Origin of the sequence: Cupriavidus sp. 2SB, from assembly GCF_005503625.1 — a bacterium.
GTDB lineage: Bacteria > Pseudomonadota > Gammaproteobacteria > Burkholderiales > Burkholderiaceae > Cupriavidus.
On sequence record NZ_SCMX01000081.1, the window covers coordinates 13,785 to 28,205 of the forward strand.

The following is a 14,421-nucleotide window of genomic DNA, read 5'->3' on the forward strand; positions in this document are numbered from 1 at the left end:
TTGCCGGCTTACTGGGGCGAGGCGGTGAAGAGCGCCGCTTCCAGTGCGAAGCTGCCATCGGCCTGCACGCGATAGCGCTCACGCACTTCGGCGGGTGCCTTGTCCCACAGGTGGCGAATGGCGGTTTGCGCCACCTCGGGCGTGCGCATCCGGGCCACCCAACTGGCGAACTCGATCTCGATGCGCCAGACCGGCGAGACCTCGACATCGAAGCCGGCATCCCTGAACAGTTGCGTCCAGCCCGTGGGCGTGTAGTCGCGGATATGCGACGGATCGCGCAGCAGTTCGACGGACTGGAGCCACGTATCGCACAGCGGGTCCTCGGCGCCGACGATATCGATCAGTACCACCTTGCCGCCTGGCTTCACCACGCGACGGATTTCACGCAGGGCGGCGGGCACGTCGCGCCAGTGATGTGCGCTCATGCGCGATACCACCGCGCAGAAGCTGGCGTCGTCAAATGGGAGGGTTTCGGCGGCGCCCTGTTGCGTGCGGATGTTGGCGAGACCGCGATCCGTGGCCGCTGCCGCCACCACGCCGAGCATTTCGGCGGAGAGATCGTAAGCCACCACTTCGTTTGCCATCGAGGCTGCAGCAAAGCTCGCGTGGCCCGCGCCGCAACCGAGGTCCAGCACGCGGCTGTGAGTCACGGGCTTCAGGTGAGCCAGTGCCTGCCTGAGTTGTTCGAGGTCCGCGCCCTGGGCGTGGACGGCGCTGGTCAGGTACGCACTGGCGGTGGCGCCGAACTGGGCGGCGACGAGTTCTTGTTGTTGCATGGGAGGTGCCTCGTTCTTGTGGAGGGGGATTCGGTTTCAATTGCCCTGGGCCCGGGGTTCACGTACTGTAGACCTCGCTTTTTCCCGGTACAAGTCACCGATTTATCCTGGTATAAGAATCACCACCATGTCTGTGGAACCGCTCGATTTCCTCTCGCAGCCCGTATCGCCAGCCTCATCCGTTTCGCGCGATGGCGAACTGGGCGCCTTTCTGCGCAGTCACCGCGAGCGGCTGTCGCCAGCCGAAGTCGGCCTGCCGGTGGGCCGGCGCCGCCGCACGCCGGGTCTGCGGCGCGAGGAAGTGGCGCAACTGGCGGGACTGAGTGCGACATGGGTGACGTGGCTGGAGCAGGGACGACCCGTGACAATGTCGGGACGCGCGCTGCACAGCCTGGCGCAGGCGCTGCGGCTGTCGCGCGCGGAGCGGGCCTACCTGTTTGCGCTCGCCGGCAAGCCCGAGCCGCGATCCGAAGCCGACCCCGGCGTGCCGCCCGCCTTGCTGGCCAGCGTTCATGCCATCGGCCTGCCGGCGTATCTGCTGGATCGACAATGGACGGCGCTGGCCTGGAATCAGGCGGCGGCTGAACTGTTCGTGGGATGGCTCGATGAGGCGTCGGGCGAGAAGAACCTGCTGCGCGCGATGTTCCTGTCGCCAGGGCTGCAGGCATTAGTGGCCGACTGGCCGCACCGGGCGGCGCGGCTCGTGGCGGAATTCCGTGTGCATAGTCTGCGCCATGCCGAAGACCCGCCAACGCGTGCGCTGATCGAGCAATTGATGGCGGACAGTCCGGCGTTTGCCAATGCATGGCGCTCGCAGGATGTGGAGGAGCGGCAGGGTGGCCGGCGCGGGTTTCATCACCCGGCGCGCGGCCTGATCGCCTTCGAGCAATTGACGCTCGTGCCGCCCGCCGCGCCGGGGATGATGCTGGCGATGCTGATGCCGGCGGAATAGCGCTTCGATCTTACTTCGGCTGCATCCGGATCGCGCCATCAAGGCGGATCACTTCGCCATTCATCATCGTGTTGCCGATGATGGCTTGCGCCAGCTTGGCGTACTCGGTGGGGCGGCCCAGACGCGGTGGGAACGGCACCATCTTGCCGAGTGCATCCTGTACTTCCTGCGGCATGCTCATCAGCATCGGTGTCTCGAACAGGCCCGGGGCGATGGTCATGCAGCGCACGCCGTCACGCGCGAGATCACGCGCAATGGCCAGCGTCATGCCGACCACGCCACCCTTCGACGCCGCATAGGCAGCTTGCCCGATCTGGCCATCGAACGCCGCCACCGAGGCGGTATTGATGATCACGCCACGCTCGCCTTCGGCGTCCGGCGTGTTCTGCACCATCGCCGCTGCAGCCAGGCGCGTCATGTTGAAGGTGCCGATCAGGTTCACGCGGATGGTCTTCTCGAAGGCATCGAGCGGATGCGGACCGTTCTTGCCAACCGTCTTGGACGCCACGGCAATGCCCGCGCAGTTCACCAGCCCTGCCAGCCTGCCAAGCTTCTGCGCAGCATCCACAGCAGCCTGGCCATCGGCTTCCGAACTGACATCGCATTTGACGAACTGCCCGCCCAGTTCCTGCGCCAGCGCCTGGCCTGCCGTTTCGTTGAGATCGGCGATTACCACCTTGCCGCCCGCCGCCGCCAGCATCCGCGCCGTACCCGCGCCCAACCCCGACGCGCCGCCTGTCACGATGAAAACGTTGCCCTGGATGTCCATCCGCCTGTCTCCTTGTGGTGTAGGTTTGAGTGCCGTTTACGTTAACGTAAATTGTGGGCTCAGGAAACCCGCACGACCACTAAGCAGTTTCTCCCGCGCTTGGTTTGCTCCCCTCTCCCTTTGGGAGAGGGGAGCAAAACAGGCGGGTAGAGAAGCCCAAAAACAAAAAAGCCCAGCCGAAGCTGAGCTTTTTTCACCACCACCAACCAAGCACCAGATTACTTCAGCGCTTCGAACACGCTGGCCGTGATCTTGTCCACGTCGCCCACACCGGCGATCTTGCGGTACTTCGGCGGGGCGACCTTGGCCGAGGCGTCGCCCTTGGCGGCCCAGTCCGAGTAGTAATCGACCAGCGGACGCGTTTGCTGCGAGTAGACGTCCAGGCGCTTGCGCACCGTCTCTTCCTTGTCGTCATCGCGCTGGATCAGCGGCTCGCCGGTCTCGTCGTCAACGTTGGCGGTCTTCGGCGGGTTGAAGCGGACGTGATAGGTACGGCCCGACGCCACGTGGACGCGGCGGCCGCTCATGCGTTCGATGATGGCGTCGAACGGCACGTCGATTTCCAGCACGTAGTCGATGGCCACGCCGGCTTCCTTCATGGCCTCGGCCTGGGGAATCGTGCGCGGGAAACCGTCGAACAGGTAGCCCTTCTCGCAATCGGGCTGCTTAAGACGGTCCTTCACCAGGCCGATAATGATGTCATCCGACACCAGTCCGCCCGCGTCCATCACCTTCTTGGCTTCGATGCCCAGCGGCGTACCGGCCTTCACCGCGGCGCGCAGCATGTCGCCCGTGGAGATTTGCGGAATGCCGAACTTCTCGCAGATGAACTTGGCTTGCGTGCCTTTGCCGGCGCCAGGCGCGCCCAACAGGATCAAACGCATTTACGGGTCCTCAAGGTATTTGAATTCGGTCTGGCGGGGATGGACGGAGGGTAACGCCGCAACTTGACGCAGGACTTACGCGCGGCAGTGCTCGACGTGATGGCCGAGGCATATGCTGGCGTCCGCTCAGGTGCGGGGCCCGAAGCGCTGCAGCGGCTGCCTCGTCCTCTGGACGTTGGTCAGCGGTGCGCACCGGGCTGGCTCGCTCTCTATCTCCCCACCGAGCCTTTGCGGCCACGCGGGCGCGGCCAGAGGCTCTGTATCGGCAGGCATTATGCCATGGGCCGCCGTGATTCGGCCTGCATGCAGGTTGCAGCAGTATGAACTTCGGCGGACAACCATGGTCAACGGGCGCCTGCCCGGTCAGGGTCCGTCCTGGGCCATGCCCTGCGCCCACAATGCACGCACACGTTCCAGGTCAGCCGGCGTATCCACACCCGGCGCGGGCGCAGCGGCCGTTACCATCACGCCAATCCGCTCGCCGTGCCACATCGCGCGCAACTGTTCCAGGGCCTCGACCTGCTCGATCGGCGAGATGGCGAGCGTCGGAAAGCGGCGCAGGAAGCCGGCGCGATAGGCGTAAATCCCGATATGGCGCAGCACCGGCATGTCGGGCAGCGGCACCTTGGCGGTGGCGGCCGGCTGGGCCGGCACGCCTGACCATGCATCGCGCGCCCAGGGAATCGGTGCGCGCGAGAAATACAGCGCGCGGCCGGCCTGATCGCAGACCACCTTGACCACATTCGGATTGAACACCTCCGCCACATCGGACAGCCCATGGGCCGCCGTGGCAATCGCGCAATCGGGATGGGCGGCCAGGTGCAGCGCCACTTCGTCGATCAGCGTTGGCTCGATCAACGGCTCGTCACCCTGCACGTTCACGACGATGGCGTCGTCGGGCAGGCCGAGCAGGGAGGCTACTTCAGACAGGCGGTCGGTGCCCGACGGATGATCGGCACGCGTGATCACGGCTTCCACGCCATGGGCGGCGCAGGCAGCGGCCACTTCGGGCGAATCCGTGGCCACCACGGTGCGTTGTGCCGATGAGGCATGCGCACGTTCGGCCACGCGCACGATCATCGGATGTCCGCCGATATCGGCCAGCGGCTTGTTCGGCAACCGCGTGGAGGCCAGCCGGGCCGGAATCACGACGGTAAAAACGGGAAGGCTCATGATGCGATACGGGCCGGTCAGTTGCCCGAGGGTTCCACCACGCGGCCGGGCACCGACTGGCGGGCCTCGTCGGCCAGCATGACCGGAATGCCGTCGCGAATCGGATAGGCCAGCTTGTCGGCGTGGCAGATCAGTTCCTGGGCGGCGCGGTCGTATTCCAGCTTGCCCTTGCAAAGCGGGCAGACGAGGATTTCAAGCAGCCGGTTGTCCATCCTGGTGTTCCTTGTCGATACCGTTGGCCGCGCCTGTGGATTGCCCCGTGGTAACGGGTGTGGCGACGGCCGGGTTGCGCGCCATCACGGCGCGGCGGATTTTGTCGATCAGGCCCGCATCAATCACGGGCGTGGTGGGTACGACCCAGATCCTCGGGTCGTCGAAGCGCTCGCATTTTACGGCATCCTTCTCCGTGATCAGGATCACCTCTGCAGCAAGCGCATCATCGTTGCCGACGAACGGGTCATCGGCGAAGTCATAGTGGTCCGGCAGCGGCAGCGTGGTGGCCAGCGAGACCCCCGCGCCGCGCAGGCTGGCGAAGAAGCGTTCCGGGTTGCCAATGCCCGCCGCGGCCAGCACGCGCCGGCCGGCGAACTGCGACAGCGGGCGGACCATCGTGGGATCCGCCAGTTGCCACGCCTCGCCCAGTTCCAGGCGCATGCCGTAGACATCGGGCTTGTCAGGCGTGGCCTTGAAGTTCGGGTCGTTGATCAGCGTGGCATCGCGCGGCCGGGAGAGCGGCTCGCGCAGCGGGCCGGCCGGCAGCAGCATGCCGTTGCCACCCATGCGGCCATCGAACATGACGATTTCGAAGTCGCGCTGCAGGCGGTAGTGTTGCAGGCCATCGTCGAGCAGCAGCACGTTCACGCCCGGGTGCGAGACCAGCATCGTCTGTGCGCACAGCGCGCGGTCCGGGAAGACCCAGACCGGCACATCGGTGGCGCGCGCGATCAGCAGCGGCTCGTCGCCGACGTCCTTGGCCTGCGATGTGGGTTTGACGCGGCGCGGATGCTTCAGCGTCACCCCGTAGCCGCGCGAGACCACGCCGGGGCGCAGTCCCGCATCGGCCAGCGCATGGGCCAGCGCAATCACGGCCGGGGTCTTGCCGGTGCCGCCCACGGTGACATTGCCCACCACGATGACCGGCATCGGCAGGCGCGTGGACTTGAACCAGCCCTGCTGGTAGCCATGGCGCCGGATGCGCGCGATCAGCCCGAACAGCAGCGAGAGCGGCCACAGCAGCCAGGCAAACCAGCCGCGGCGCTGCCACTGGGCGGTGACGAACTCGGCAAGGGTGTGTCGGGGAGCGGGCATGAAGGGGATCGATGGAGAAGGACGATGCCACCGCGAGGGTGGCACCGGTCGAATGCAGACATTATGGGCACTGCGCAGCGCATGCGGCAAGTTTGCCGTCCATCGGCGCGCGGCGCGGGGCCTGCTGCGTCAGCGTGTCAGCGCGACTGCGACGCCTGCGTGGCGAAGGTCAGCCGCGACAGGCCGGCTACGCGGGCGGCTTCCATCACGTTGATCACGGCCTGGTGCGTGGCCTGGGCGTCGGCATTGACGATCACCACGGGTGGCGGGCCGTTGCCGGTCGGGCCTGCGGCGTTGCGCAGTTGATCGGCCAGACTCGTGACGTCCTTCTGCTCCATGACGTGCTTGTTGATGGAGTAGACGCCGCGTGCCGAGATCGATACCACGATCTCGGACGGCCGCTGCTGCGCCTGCTGGGCATCGGCGGTGGGCAACTGGATCTGCAGTTCGGTGTAGCGCGAGTACGTGGTCGTGATCATCAGGAAGATCAGGATCACGAGCAGCACGTCGATGAGCGGGATCAGGTTGATCTCCGGCTCCTCGCGCCGCTGGCGGGAACGGAAGCGCATGACGGTATCCGGTGCGCGTCAGGCCCGCCGCTGGGGCAGGATGGCGTCGAGGAATGCAGTGGCGCGGAACTCCAGTTCGGCCACGTAGTCATCGACCAGGCGACGGAAGTAGCGCCAAAAGACCAGGGCGGGAATCGCCACGATCAGGCCGAAGGCGGTGTTGTACAGCGCCACGGAAATGCCATGGGCCAGTTGCTCGGGATTGGCCCCCGTGCCGCCCTGGCTGCCGAAGATCTCGATCATGCCGATGACGGTGCCCAGCAGGCCCATCAGCGGTGCCACTGAAGCGATCGTACCGAGCGCGTTCAGGTAGCGCTCCAGGTCATGGGCCACGGCGCGGCCGGCTTCCTCGACCACGTCCTTGGCGGCGTCGCGCGAGGTCTGCGGCTGCAGTACCACGTGGCGCAGGCCGGCGGCCAGCACGCGGCCCAGCGGGGAATTCTTCTCGATGTTGTTGACGACCTCGGGCGTGGCCTTGCGCTGCTGGGCAGCGGACAGCGCCTCGTCATAGATCCGCGGCGGCAGGATCTTGCCGCGCTTGAGGGAAATGAAACGTTCGACGATCAGCGCCAGTGCGATGACCGAGGCGAGCAGCAATGGCCAGATCGGCCAGCCGGCCGCTTGAATGATGGAAAACACGTGGACCCCCGAAATCTACGGACGAACGACAGACCCGAAATAAAACGCCTGGATGAACCGGACTACGCGGCAGCCTTTGATGCGCGCCAGTTCAGGCTGCGCAGCGGCAATGCTCGAAAAAATTTCAGGCGCCACTCTACCCCGCGCACGGGACAGCGGCAAGCCACTCCGGCGCGTGCTGTCTGCGGCTTTCCACACCAAAGCTGGACAGTTATGTGGACCGGCTGTGGACAGTCTACGGAAAAGCTTCCTAAGCCGTTGAATGCAAAGGAAGTGATGGGTCCTGCTTATTTTTTGTGCAGATGCCGTATTCTGCTTGTTCCGCATGCGTTTCGGGTGTGCTCGCCCATCTCTCGGGACGGCTATCCACAATCGGAAGGGATAGTGTTGTGGACCGGCTGTGGAAAGCTCTCGGAGAACCGTCACAACTCATTGATTAATAAAGGGAATTGCGCGGCTGCGTAAATATTGTGCAGACGGCCTCCACGGCGCAGTGCGCCAGGGTTGGCCTCGGTCAGGCCGATTTCCACATTGGCCCCGTGGAGGTTTGTGGAAGGGCTGTGGATAAGCGCGGGAGAAGCGACGTAAACCCTTGATTGCTATGGAGCCGTGCCGGATTGCCTAAAAATTGCGCAAACCTGCGGGAGCTGGGTCGATTCCGAGCACGTTCCGTCTGCTTCGCAAAGCGTGTTGCCAGGGAGTGGATTTGATGCCGGCGTATACGTTGTCCACAGCCGGGGCTCTTGACAAATCATTTATCCAAAGTTGCTGTGGATAACTTTGTGAACAAGCCGCCTGCGATTTGGGTAAGTGGTTGACGCGTAAGGTTTTCTCTTACATTGCCTGTTTTTTAGCTTCGCCGGAAAATTCATAAGAATCAATGGCTTGTGCCTTGCCATGCGGGCTGCACGGAACCACGTGCGACATGACCCATGCCTCTTGACATACCCGTTATGCTGTGGACATGTCCATCGCACGCCGCCTGAGCGGCTGTTCACCATGCCAGAGAACGAGAACCTTTCGCGTTTTGCGCCGTCTCAGCCGCCCATGCGGACACGCGAGGTGATTCCCGTCAGTGAACTGAATCACGCGATTGCCGGCGTGCTCGAGCGCAGCTTTCCGTTGTCCTGGGTCAGGGGAGAGATCTCCAACTTCACACGCGCCGCCAGCGGCCACTGGTATTTCTCGCTAAAGGATGCGCGGGCGCAAATCCGCTGCGTGATGTTTCGAGGCCGCAACCAGCACGTGGACTTCACGCCGCGCGAGGGGGAGGCGGTGGAAGTGCGCGCCGTGGTGTCGATGTACGAGGCGCGCGGCGAACTGCAGCTCGGCGTGGAAGCCATGCGCCGCGCGGGGCTGGGCAATCTCTACGAAGCCTTTCTGCGGCTCAAGGAGAAGCTCGCGCAGGCCGGTCTGTTCGATGCCGAACGCAAGCGCGCGATTCCTCCGCACCCTCGTGCGATTGGTGTGGTGACTTCCCTGCAGGCAGCAGCCATGCGCGATGTGCTGACCACGCTGCAGCGACGTGCCCCGCATGTGCCGGTGATCGTATACCCCGCGCCGGTGCAGGGTGCGGGGTCCGCCGAGAAGATCGCTGCCATGCTCGACGCGGCCAACGCGCGTGACGAGTGCGACGTGCTGATCCTGTGCCGGGGCGGCGGCAGCATCGAGGATCTCTGGTCGTTCAACGAGGAAGTGGTGGCCCATGCCGTGGCGCGCAGCCGGTTGCCGGTGGTGTCGGGCGTCGGCCACGAAACCGATTTCACGATTGCCGATTTCGTTGCCGACGTGCGCGCACCCACGCCCACTGGTGCGGCCGAACTGGTCAGCCCGGATCGCGCGCACCTGCTGCAGGCGGCACGCCGCGCACGTGACGCGCTGGCGCAGAGCATGGACCGGCAGATGGAACGCCGCGCCCAGCACCTGGAGTGGCTGGGCCGCAGGCTGCGCAGCCCGCAGGCGCAACTGCAGGAGCGACGCGCGCACGTGGACAACCTCTCGCGGCATCTGCGCGCGGCGCTGCGCGATACGGTGTCCGCGCAGCGCCATCGCCATGATGTGCTAGCCATGCGCTGGCGTGCGTGCAAGCCGGACACCGTTGCGGCCCAGGCCACCGTGGACCGGCTGGCCAACCGGCTCGACGCGGCAGCCGAGCGCCGCCACGAACGCGAGGCGCAACGCCTGGCTCGCGTATCCGGGGCGCTGGAACTGCTCGCGCCTCAGCGCACATTGGAGCGTGGCTACGCGGTACTGCTCGATAGCCGTGGTCACGCGCTGCGTTCGCCTCATGCGTTGCGTGCCGGAAGTATCGTCGAGGCCCATCTCGCCGAAGGTACTGCAGACCTGGAAATCGCTGGTGTGCAAACCAAGCTCGGCACGTTCTGAATGCGGCCGATGCAGTCACACTGCGACTGATTCTCAATCGATGCGGGCGAAACTAACATGACCCCAGGGGGCTTTCCGGCGTCGTTTGCGCGGGTCTGGCAAGTCACCTACAATCGGCAATTCTCCCCACCAAAACCTAGAGACAGAACAATGGAACACAAGCTCCCCCCGCTTCCCTACGCCCATGATGCCCTGGCTCCGCACGTCTCGAAGGAGACGCTGGAGTTCCACCATGACAAGCATCACCAGACGTACGTCACGAACCTGAACAACCTGATCAAGGGTACGGACTTCGAAAACGCATCGCTCGAAGAGATCGTCAAGAAGTCGTCGGGTGGCGTGTTCAACAACGCAGCCCAGGTGTGGAACCACACGTTCTACTGGGAATCGATGAAGCCGAACGGCGGTGGTCAACCGACCGGCGCCCTGGCCGACGCGATCAACGCCAAGTGGGGCTCGTTCGACAAGTTCAAGGAAGAGTTCACGAAGACTGCCGTCGGCACCTTCGGTTCGGGCTGGGCCTGGCTGGTCAAGAAGGCCGACGGCTCGCTGGACCTGGTGTCCACCTCGAACGCCGCCACGCCGCTGACCACCGATGCCAAGGCACTGCTGACCTGCGACGTGTGGGAACACGCCTACTACATCGACTACCGCAACGCCCGTCCGAAGTACGTCGAGGCATTCTGGAACGTTGTGAACTGGGACTTCGCTGCAAAGAACTTCGCCTGATCGGCAAGTTACTCAGCCAGTCCATGAAGAACCCCGGGTCTCCCGGGGTTTTTTATTAGGTGCGGTTCATTCGTACCTGCCAGTCCTTCACGCCGCCATCGGTCCGTCCTCCGCATTGAAATGCGTCAGGCAGTTCAACTGCAGTGCGCGGATGTGCTCGATCATGAAGTCGATGAACACGCGGATGCGGGTGGGCAGGTGCTGGCGGCTCAGGTAGCAGATGTAGTGGCCGCGATCGTCGGGCATGTGGGCGCCCAGCGCCACCACGAGTTCGCCGGCGGCCAGGTGGTCGCAGATCTGGTAGCCGGCGATCTGCGCGATGCCCCAGCCGCGCAGTACGCTGTCGAGCACGAGGTCTGCGTCGTTGAAGGTGAGGCGCGCTGTGGGCATGTACTTGCGCACGCGGCCATCCACTTTGAACTCCCATTCGAAGATTCTCCCGCTGGCAAAGCGGAAATTGATGCAGTGGTGGTGGCGTAGATCTTCCAGCGTCTGCGGCAGCCCGTGCGTGCGCACATAGGAAGGCGCCGCGCACAGCGCCATCTGCATCGGGATCAGTTGCCGGGCGATGATGCTCGAGTCTTCGATGCGGCCGTTGCGGAAGGCGATGTCGATCTGGTCGGCAGCGAAGTCCGTGGGGCGGTCGTCGAGCAGCAGGTCCACGGCGATGTCGGGGTACGCGGTCATGAACTTGTCGAGCAGCGGTGCCACGATCTTGCGGCCGAAGCCAACCGTCGAACTGATGCGGATCAGGCCGCGCGGCGGGCCTTCGCGCAGTTCGAGCATGTCGTTCATCGCCTCGACGATATGCGTCACGCCCTGGCTGCAGTTCTCGTAGAAGCGCTGGCCTTCGCGCGTGAGTTGCGTCGTGCGCGTAGTGCGCAGGAACAGCCGTGTGCTGAGCTGTGTCTCCAGCTTCTGCACGTTGCGGCTGACTGCCGAGCGTCCAATGCCGAGCCGCTCGCCGGCGCGTGCAAAGCTGCCTTCGCTGGCTACCGCCATGAACGCCATGATGCCGGCATAGCTGGCAGCGAAACTGGTGGATAGCGCATCGGCGCGGTTGGGCAGGCTGATGCGGAACGCGCGGTCGAGTGTGTCCGATGTCGGGCCCGATGCCGCGTCGGGTGACGGCGGGGATTGGTTCTTGTCTGGCATCACTGGCGTTTCCGAAAATGGACAATGCATGGGGTGGGCGCTGGAATCCCAGGTTGGGATTGGCTTGGGAGGCAGGCGGAGAATCCGTGCATGGCAGGCACGCATACGTAAGTACTACTGGTGCGTCCGAGTGCATGAGTGAGGTGGACGACGCGCCCTGCTACGCTGCTTGCAAGGACAACTTCACCGCAGAGCGTGCCGCCATGGAATCCGCCAACGCCCCAATCAATCACGCCCTCAATAATCGCCAGCAGATGCATCCGCACCTGTCGGATGCCGATATCGCGCGTATCACGCCCTATGGCAGCGAGCGCACGTGGCGTGCTGGCGAGACCGTGGTGCGTCCCGGCGATCCGGCCATCGGGATGCTGCTGGTGCTCGAAGGGCGCGTGCGCATCATGCAGCCCGATGGCATTGGCGACAGCGCGCTGGTCACCGAACATGGTCCCGGCAATTTCTCGGCTGATATCGGCCACCTCTCGGGCATGCCGGAAATGGTGGACGCCGTTGCGGTGGAGGATGTGCGTGCCATCGTCGTGCGCCCGGCCTGCCTGCGCGCATTGATGGTGGCCGAAGCCATGCTCGGCGAGATGATCATGCAGGCACTGCTGCTGCGTCGCGCGGGGCTGATCCAGCGCGGCCGGGGTCCGACGCTGATCGGGCACGGCAGCGATCCCGCGCTGCTCGACCTGCAGGCCTTCCTGCGTCGCCAGAACTATCCGTACTCGTTGCTCGATATCGATGTGGATGCGGGCGCTGCCGCCACGCTTGGCAAGTTCGAAGCGTCGCCGTCCGATCTGCCACTCGTCATCTGTCCCAGCGGCAGCGTGCTGCGCCGCCCCGACATCAAGCAGGTGCTCGGCTGCCTGGGACTGCTGCCGGAGATCGATGCCACGCTGGTCTACGACGTCGCCATCATCGGCGCGGGTCCGGCGGGGCTGGCGTCTGCAGTCTATGCGGCATCCGAGGGCCTGCGCGTGATCGTGCTCGACGCGCTGTCGCCGGGCGGCCAGGCCGGTGCCAGCGCGCGCATCGAGAATTACCTGGGCTTTCCGGCCGGCATTTCCGGTCAGGCGCTGACGACCAATGCCCATGCCCAGGCCCAGAAGTTCGGGGCCCACATTGCCAGTCCGGTGGAAGTGGAGCGGCTCGAATGCGGATCGATCCATCGCTTGCTGACCAGGACCGGAGACGTGATCCAGGCGCGCACGGTCATCATCGCCTCGGGCGCGGCCTATCGCCGTCCGCCGATTCCGCATCGCGCGGATTTCGAAGGACATGGCATCTATTACTGGGCATCGCCCGTGGAAGCGCGGCTCTGCGCGCAGCAGGAGGTGGTGCTGGTGGGTGGCGGCAATTCGGCCGGACAGGCGGCGGTGTTTCTCGGCACGCATACCGCGCATGTGCATGTGGTGATCCGGGCGGACAGCCTGGAGCAGAGCATGTCGCGCTACCTGATCGACCGCATTGCAGCGCAGCCCAATATCACCGTGCATACGCGCACCGAGGTGGCGGATCTGCTCGGGGAGGGCAAGCTCACGGGTGCCGTGCTGCGGCATCGCGATACGGGCGTGCGGGAAACAAAGGCCGTACAACATGTCTTCCTGTTCACGGGCGCCGAGCCCAATACGGGATGGCTCGGCGGTTGCCGGGTGAAGGTGGATGAAAAGGGTTTCGTGCTGACCGGCACGCATGCCGGACTGCCCACGCATACGCTCGAGACCTGCGTGCCCGGCGTGTTCGCCATTGGCGACGTGCGGTCCGGATCGACCAAGCGCGTGGCCACGGCCGTGGGCGAGGGGGCCGCGGTGGTCTCGCAGATCCACGGCTATCTCGCCGCTGCTCAGGAAGCAGCCTGAGGCGCGTCTGGATCGTGATGCGGGTCGGAAGGCGTACTGCCCAGCGGCAGGCGCACCACGAAGCGCGCGCCGCCTCCCGGCTGGCTCTCTGCGTGGATGCTGCCGCCGTGCGTCGTGACGATGCGATGGCAGATCGCCAGGCCCATCCCCATGCCATCGCGCTTGGTGGTGTAGAAGGCGCGGAATAGCGTATCGGCGGCGTCCGGCGCGATGCCGCAGCCCGCGTCGACGATCGCCACCTCGGCGGATCCGTCCATGACGGCGAGCGTCACCGACACCGCCCGCGCGTCCGCCGGGCAGTCCGCCATCGCTTCCAGTGCATTGAGCAGCAGGTTCAGGAATACCTGGCGCAACGCGGTGCGGTCGGCGGTCACGCACACATCGTCGGGCGGCAGGTCCACCTGCAGACGCACCTGCTGACGGCGCAACTCCTCGTCGAACCATCGCACGGTATCGCGCAGCAGCCCATTGAGCGGCAACCGCTCGCGTGGGCGCGCGGCGACCGAGGGAGGAGACGCCAGCGAGCGCAGTTCGGCAAGCACTGCCGCTGCGCGCTGTGCATCGCTGACCATGCGCTCCAGCGAGGCGATGGCTGCCGCGGTGTCCGGCGTGTCCTGCCGCATCCATCGAAGGGCTGCCTGCCCGCGCGTGACGACCGACGCCATCGGCTGCATGGCCTCGTGGACGATCATCGCCACGGATCGGCCGAGGATGCCCAGGCGGTTTACGTGTTCAGGCTGCATGGCGGGCATGGGGCGGAGTCAGGCAGCGAGCGCGGCCTCGCATTGCAAAAAAACATCACCGCCACACGTCCTGCATTCATTTCGGAATCTCTCTGTTTCAGCGGGTGCCGGAAAAACCCCCTCCGTACACACCCTGACCGCGAAGCGGCAAAAAGATGGTAATTTCGCGTGCGTTTGCCGTAAATGACAGCGTTCCCTGTTTTTCTGCCAGTAATTCTGCCGCGCGGTGCACCCTTGGCAGTCCGAAATCCCGATTGGTGAAAAATTGGAAACAGTGGCTCCCGTCCTCGTGCCTTGTGACGGACCGGCCGCGGCCTCAGAATCGCCGCCTCGCAGTGTCCTGGCATTTCCCGATTCGAGGATGGAGTTAGACATGTTCCGTGTGCCCATGAGGCGGCCGGTGGCACAGGTGCGCAAGTTGCGTATCATGCGCATAGCCGGAAACCGTCCGGTTGCACTACCTTCGATTGCCCTCCGCCC

The 14,421-nt window shown here is 64.9% G+C and carries 14 protein-coding genes; 4 read left to right on the plus strand and 10 right to left on the minus strand.

The window, feature by feature from the left end; translation table 11 throughout:
* Window positions 1–8 precede the first annotated feature (8 nt).
* Window positions 9–776: a class I SAM-dependent methyltransferase gene (locus FFS21_RS26660; RefSeq protein WP_137927704.1), complete on the minus strand. Its 768-nt coding sequence runs from the start codon at window positions 774–776 to the stop codon at window positions 9–11.
* A 127-nt stretch (window positions 777–903) separates the two neighbouring features.
* On the opposite strand from FFS21_RS26660, the gene FFS21_RS26665 reads away from it, so the two are divergent.
* The gene (locus FFS21_RS26665; protein WP_137927705.1) at window positions 904–1,728 is read left to right on the plus strand and encodes a helix-turn-helix transcriptional regulator; all 825 of its coding nucleotides are present in this window, start codon (window positions 904–906) and stop codon (window positions 1,726–1,728) included.
* A gap of 10 nt (window positions 1,729–1,738) precedes the next feature.
* Here the strand turns inward: FFS21_RS26665 and FFS21_RS26670 are convergent, their stop codons facing one another.
* The 7 genes from FFS21_RS26670 to FFS21_RS26700 form a co-directional block, all read right to left on the minus strand.
* The gene (locus FFS21_RS26670; protein ID WP_137927706.1) at window positions 1,739–2,497 is read right to left on the minus strand and encodes a 3-hydroxyacyl-CoA dehydrogenase; all 759 of its coding nucleotides are present in this window, start codon (window positions 2,495–2,497) and stop codon (window positions 1,739–1,741) included.
* 218 nt (window positions 2,498–2,715) lie between these two features.
* Window positions 2,716–3,381, minus strand: a complete 666-nt coding sequence (adk, locus tag FFS21_RS26675; protein ID WP_137927707.1) for an adenylate kinase — start codon at window positions 3,379–3,381, stop codon at window positions 2,716–2,718.
* 363 nt (window positions 3,382–3,744) lie between these two features.
* Window positions 3,745–4,554, minus strand: coding sequence for a 3-deoxy-manno-octulosonate cytidylyltransferase (kdsB, locus tag FFS21_RS26680; protein ID WP_137927708.1), 810 nt, complete (start codon window positions 4,552–4,554; stop codon window positions 3,745–3,747).
* A gap of 17 nt (window positions 4,555–4,571) precedes the next feature.
* Window positions 4,572–4,766, minus strand: a complete 195-nt coding sequence (locus FFS21_RS26685) for a Trm112 family protein (protein WP_137927709.1) — start codon at window positions 4,764–4,766, stop codon at window positions 4,572–4,574.
* Window positions 4,747–5,862: a tetraacyldisaccharide 4'-kinase gene (gene lpxK, locus FFS21_RS26690; RefSeq protein WP_137927710.1), complete on the minus strand. Its 1,116-nt coding sequence runs from the start codon at window positions 5,860–5,862 to the stop codon at window positions 4,747–4,749. Before lpxK ends, FFS21_RS26685 begins: the two co-directional genes overlap by 20 nt.
* Before the next feature lie 137 nt (window positions 5,863–5,999).
* Window positions 6,000–6,431, minus strand: coding sequence for an ExbD/TolR family protein (locus tag FFS21_RS26695; RefSeq protein ID WP_137927711.1), 432 nt, complete (start codon window positions 6,429–6,431; stop codon window positions 6,000–6,002).
* 18 nt (window positions 6,432–6,449) lie between these two features.
* On the minus strand, window positions 6,450–7,070 hold the full coding sequence (locus FFS21_RS26700) for a MotA/TolQ/ExbB proton channel family protein (protein WP_137927712.1): 621 nt from the start codon (window positions 7,068–7,070) through the stop codon (window positions 6,450–6,452).
* A gap of 999 nt (window positions 7,071–8,069) precedes the next feature.
* On the opposite strand from FFS21_RS26700, the gene xseA reads away from it, so the two are divergent.
* Together xseA and sodB are read left to right on the plus strand one after the other, a co-directional pair.
* Entirely contained in the window at window positions 8,070–9,455 is a 1,386-nt protein-coding gene (gene xseA, locus FFS21_RS26705; RefSeq protein WP_137927713.1) for an exodeoxyribonuclease VII large subunit, read from the plus strand.
* A gap of 150 nt (window positions 9,456–9,605) precedes the next feature.
* Window positions 9,606–10,184 carry a superoxide dismutase [Fe] gene (gene sodB, locus FFS21_RS26710; protein WP_137927714.1) on the plus strand — a complete coding sequence of 193 codons (579 nt, stop codon included), beginning with the start codon at window positions 9,606–9,608 and terminating at the stop codon, window positions 10,182–10,184.
* Window positions 10,185–10,271: 87 nt separating this feature from the next.
* Here the strand turns inward: sodB and FFS21_RS26715 are convergent, their stop codons facing one another.
* Window positions 10,272–11,339, minus strand: coding sequence for a LysR family transcriptional regulator (locus tag FFS21_RS26715; protein WP_137927715.1), 1,068 nt, complete (start codon window positions 11,337–11,339; stop codon window positions 10,272–10,274).
* A gap of 134 nt (window positions 11,340–11,473) precedes the next feature.
* Here FFS21_RS26715 and FFS21_RS26720 point away from each other — a divergent pair, with 134 nt between their 5' ends.
* Window positions 11,474–13,198, plus strand: a complete 1,725-nt coding sequence (locus tag FFS21_RS26720; RefSeq protein WP_137927716.1) for an FAD-dependent oxidoreductase — start codon at window positions 11,474–11,476, stop codon at window positions 13,196–13,198.
* Here FFS21_RS26720 and FFS21_RS26725 read toward each other — a convergent pair.
* Complete coding sequence (locus FFS21_RS26725) at window positions 13,183–13,950, minus strand: sensor histidine kinase (protein WP_137927717.1); 768 nt, start codon at window positions 13,948–13,950, stop codon at window positions 13,183–13,185. The genes FFS21_RS26720 and FFS21_RS26725 overlap by 16 nt on opposite strands.
* Window positions 13,951–14,421 lie beyond the last annotated feature (471 nt).

Coding starts and splice junctions, on each gene's coding strand:
- FFS21_RS26695 (WP_137927711.1), bottom strand. CDS start 6,431: ATGCGCTTCCGTTCCCGCCAGCGGCGCGAGGAGCCGGAGATCAACCTG.
- FFS21_RS26715 (WP_137927715.1), bottom strand. CDS start 11,339: ATGCCAGACAAGAACCAATCCCCGCCGTCACCCGACGCGGCATCGGGC.
- xseA (WP_137927713.1), top strand. CDS start 8,070: ATGCCAGAGAACGAGAACCTTTCGCGTTTTGCGCCGTCTCAGCCGCCC.
- kdsB (WP_137927708.1), bottom strand. CDS start 4,554: ATGAGCCTTCCCGTTTTTACCGTCGTGATTCCGGCCCGGCTGGCCTCC.
- FFS21_RS26725 (WP_137927717.1), bottom strand. CDS start 13,950: ATGCCCGCCATGCAGCCTGAACACGTAAACCGCCTGGGCATCCTCGGC.
- FFS21_RS26660 (WP_137927704.1), bottom strand. CDS start 776: ATGCAACAACAAGAACTCGTCGCCGCCCAGTTCGGCGCCACCGCCAGT.
- FFS21_RS26665 (WP_137927705.1), top strand. CDS start 904: ATGTCTGTGGAACCGCTCGATTTCCTCTCGCAGCCCGTATCGCCAGCC.
- FFS21_RS26720 (WP_137927716.1), top strand. CDS start 11,474: ATGAGTGAGGTGGACGACGCGCCCTGCTACGCTGCTTGCAAGGACAAC.
- sodB (WP_137927714.1), top strand. CDS start 9,606: ATGGAACACAAGCTCCCCCCGCTTCCCTACGCCCATGATGCCCTGGCT.
- FFS21_RS26670 (WP_137927706.1), bottom strand. CDS start 2,497: ATGGACATCCAGGGCAACGTTTTCATCGTGACAGGCGGCGCGTCGGGG.
- lpxK (WP_137927710.1), bottom strand. CDS start 5,862: ATGCCCGCTCCCCGACACACCCTTGCCGAGTTCGTCACCGCCCAGTGG.
- adk (WP_137927707.1), bottom strand. CDS start 3,381: ATGCGTTTGATCCTGTTGGGCGCGCCTGGCGCCGGCAAAGGCACGCAA.
- FFS21_RS26685 (WP_137927709.1), bottom strand. CDS start 4,766: ATGGACAACCGGCTGCTTGAAATCCTCGTCTGCCCGCTTTGCAAGGGC.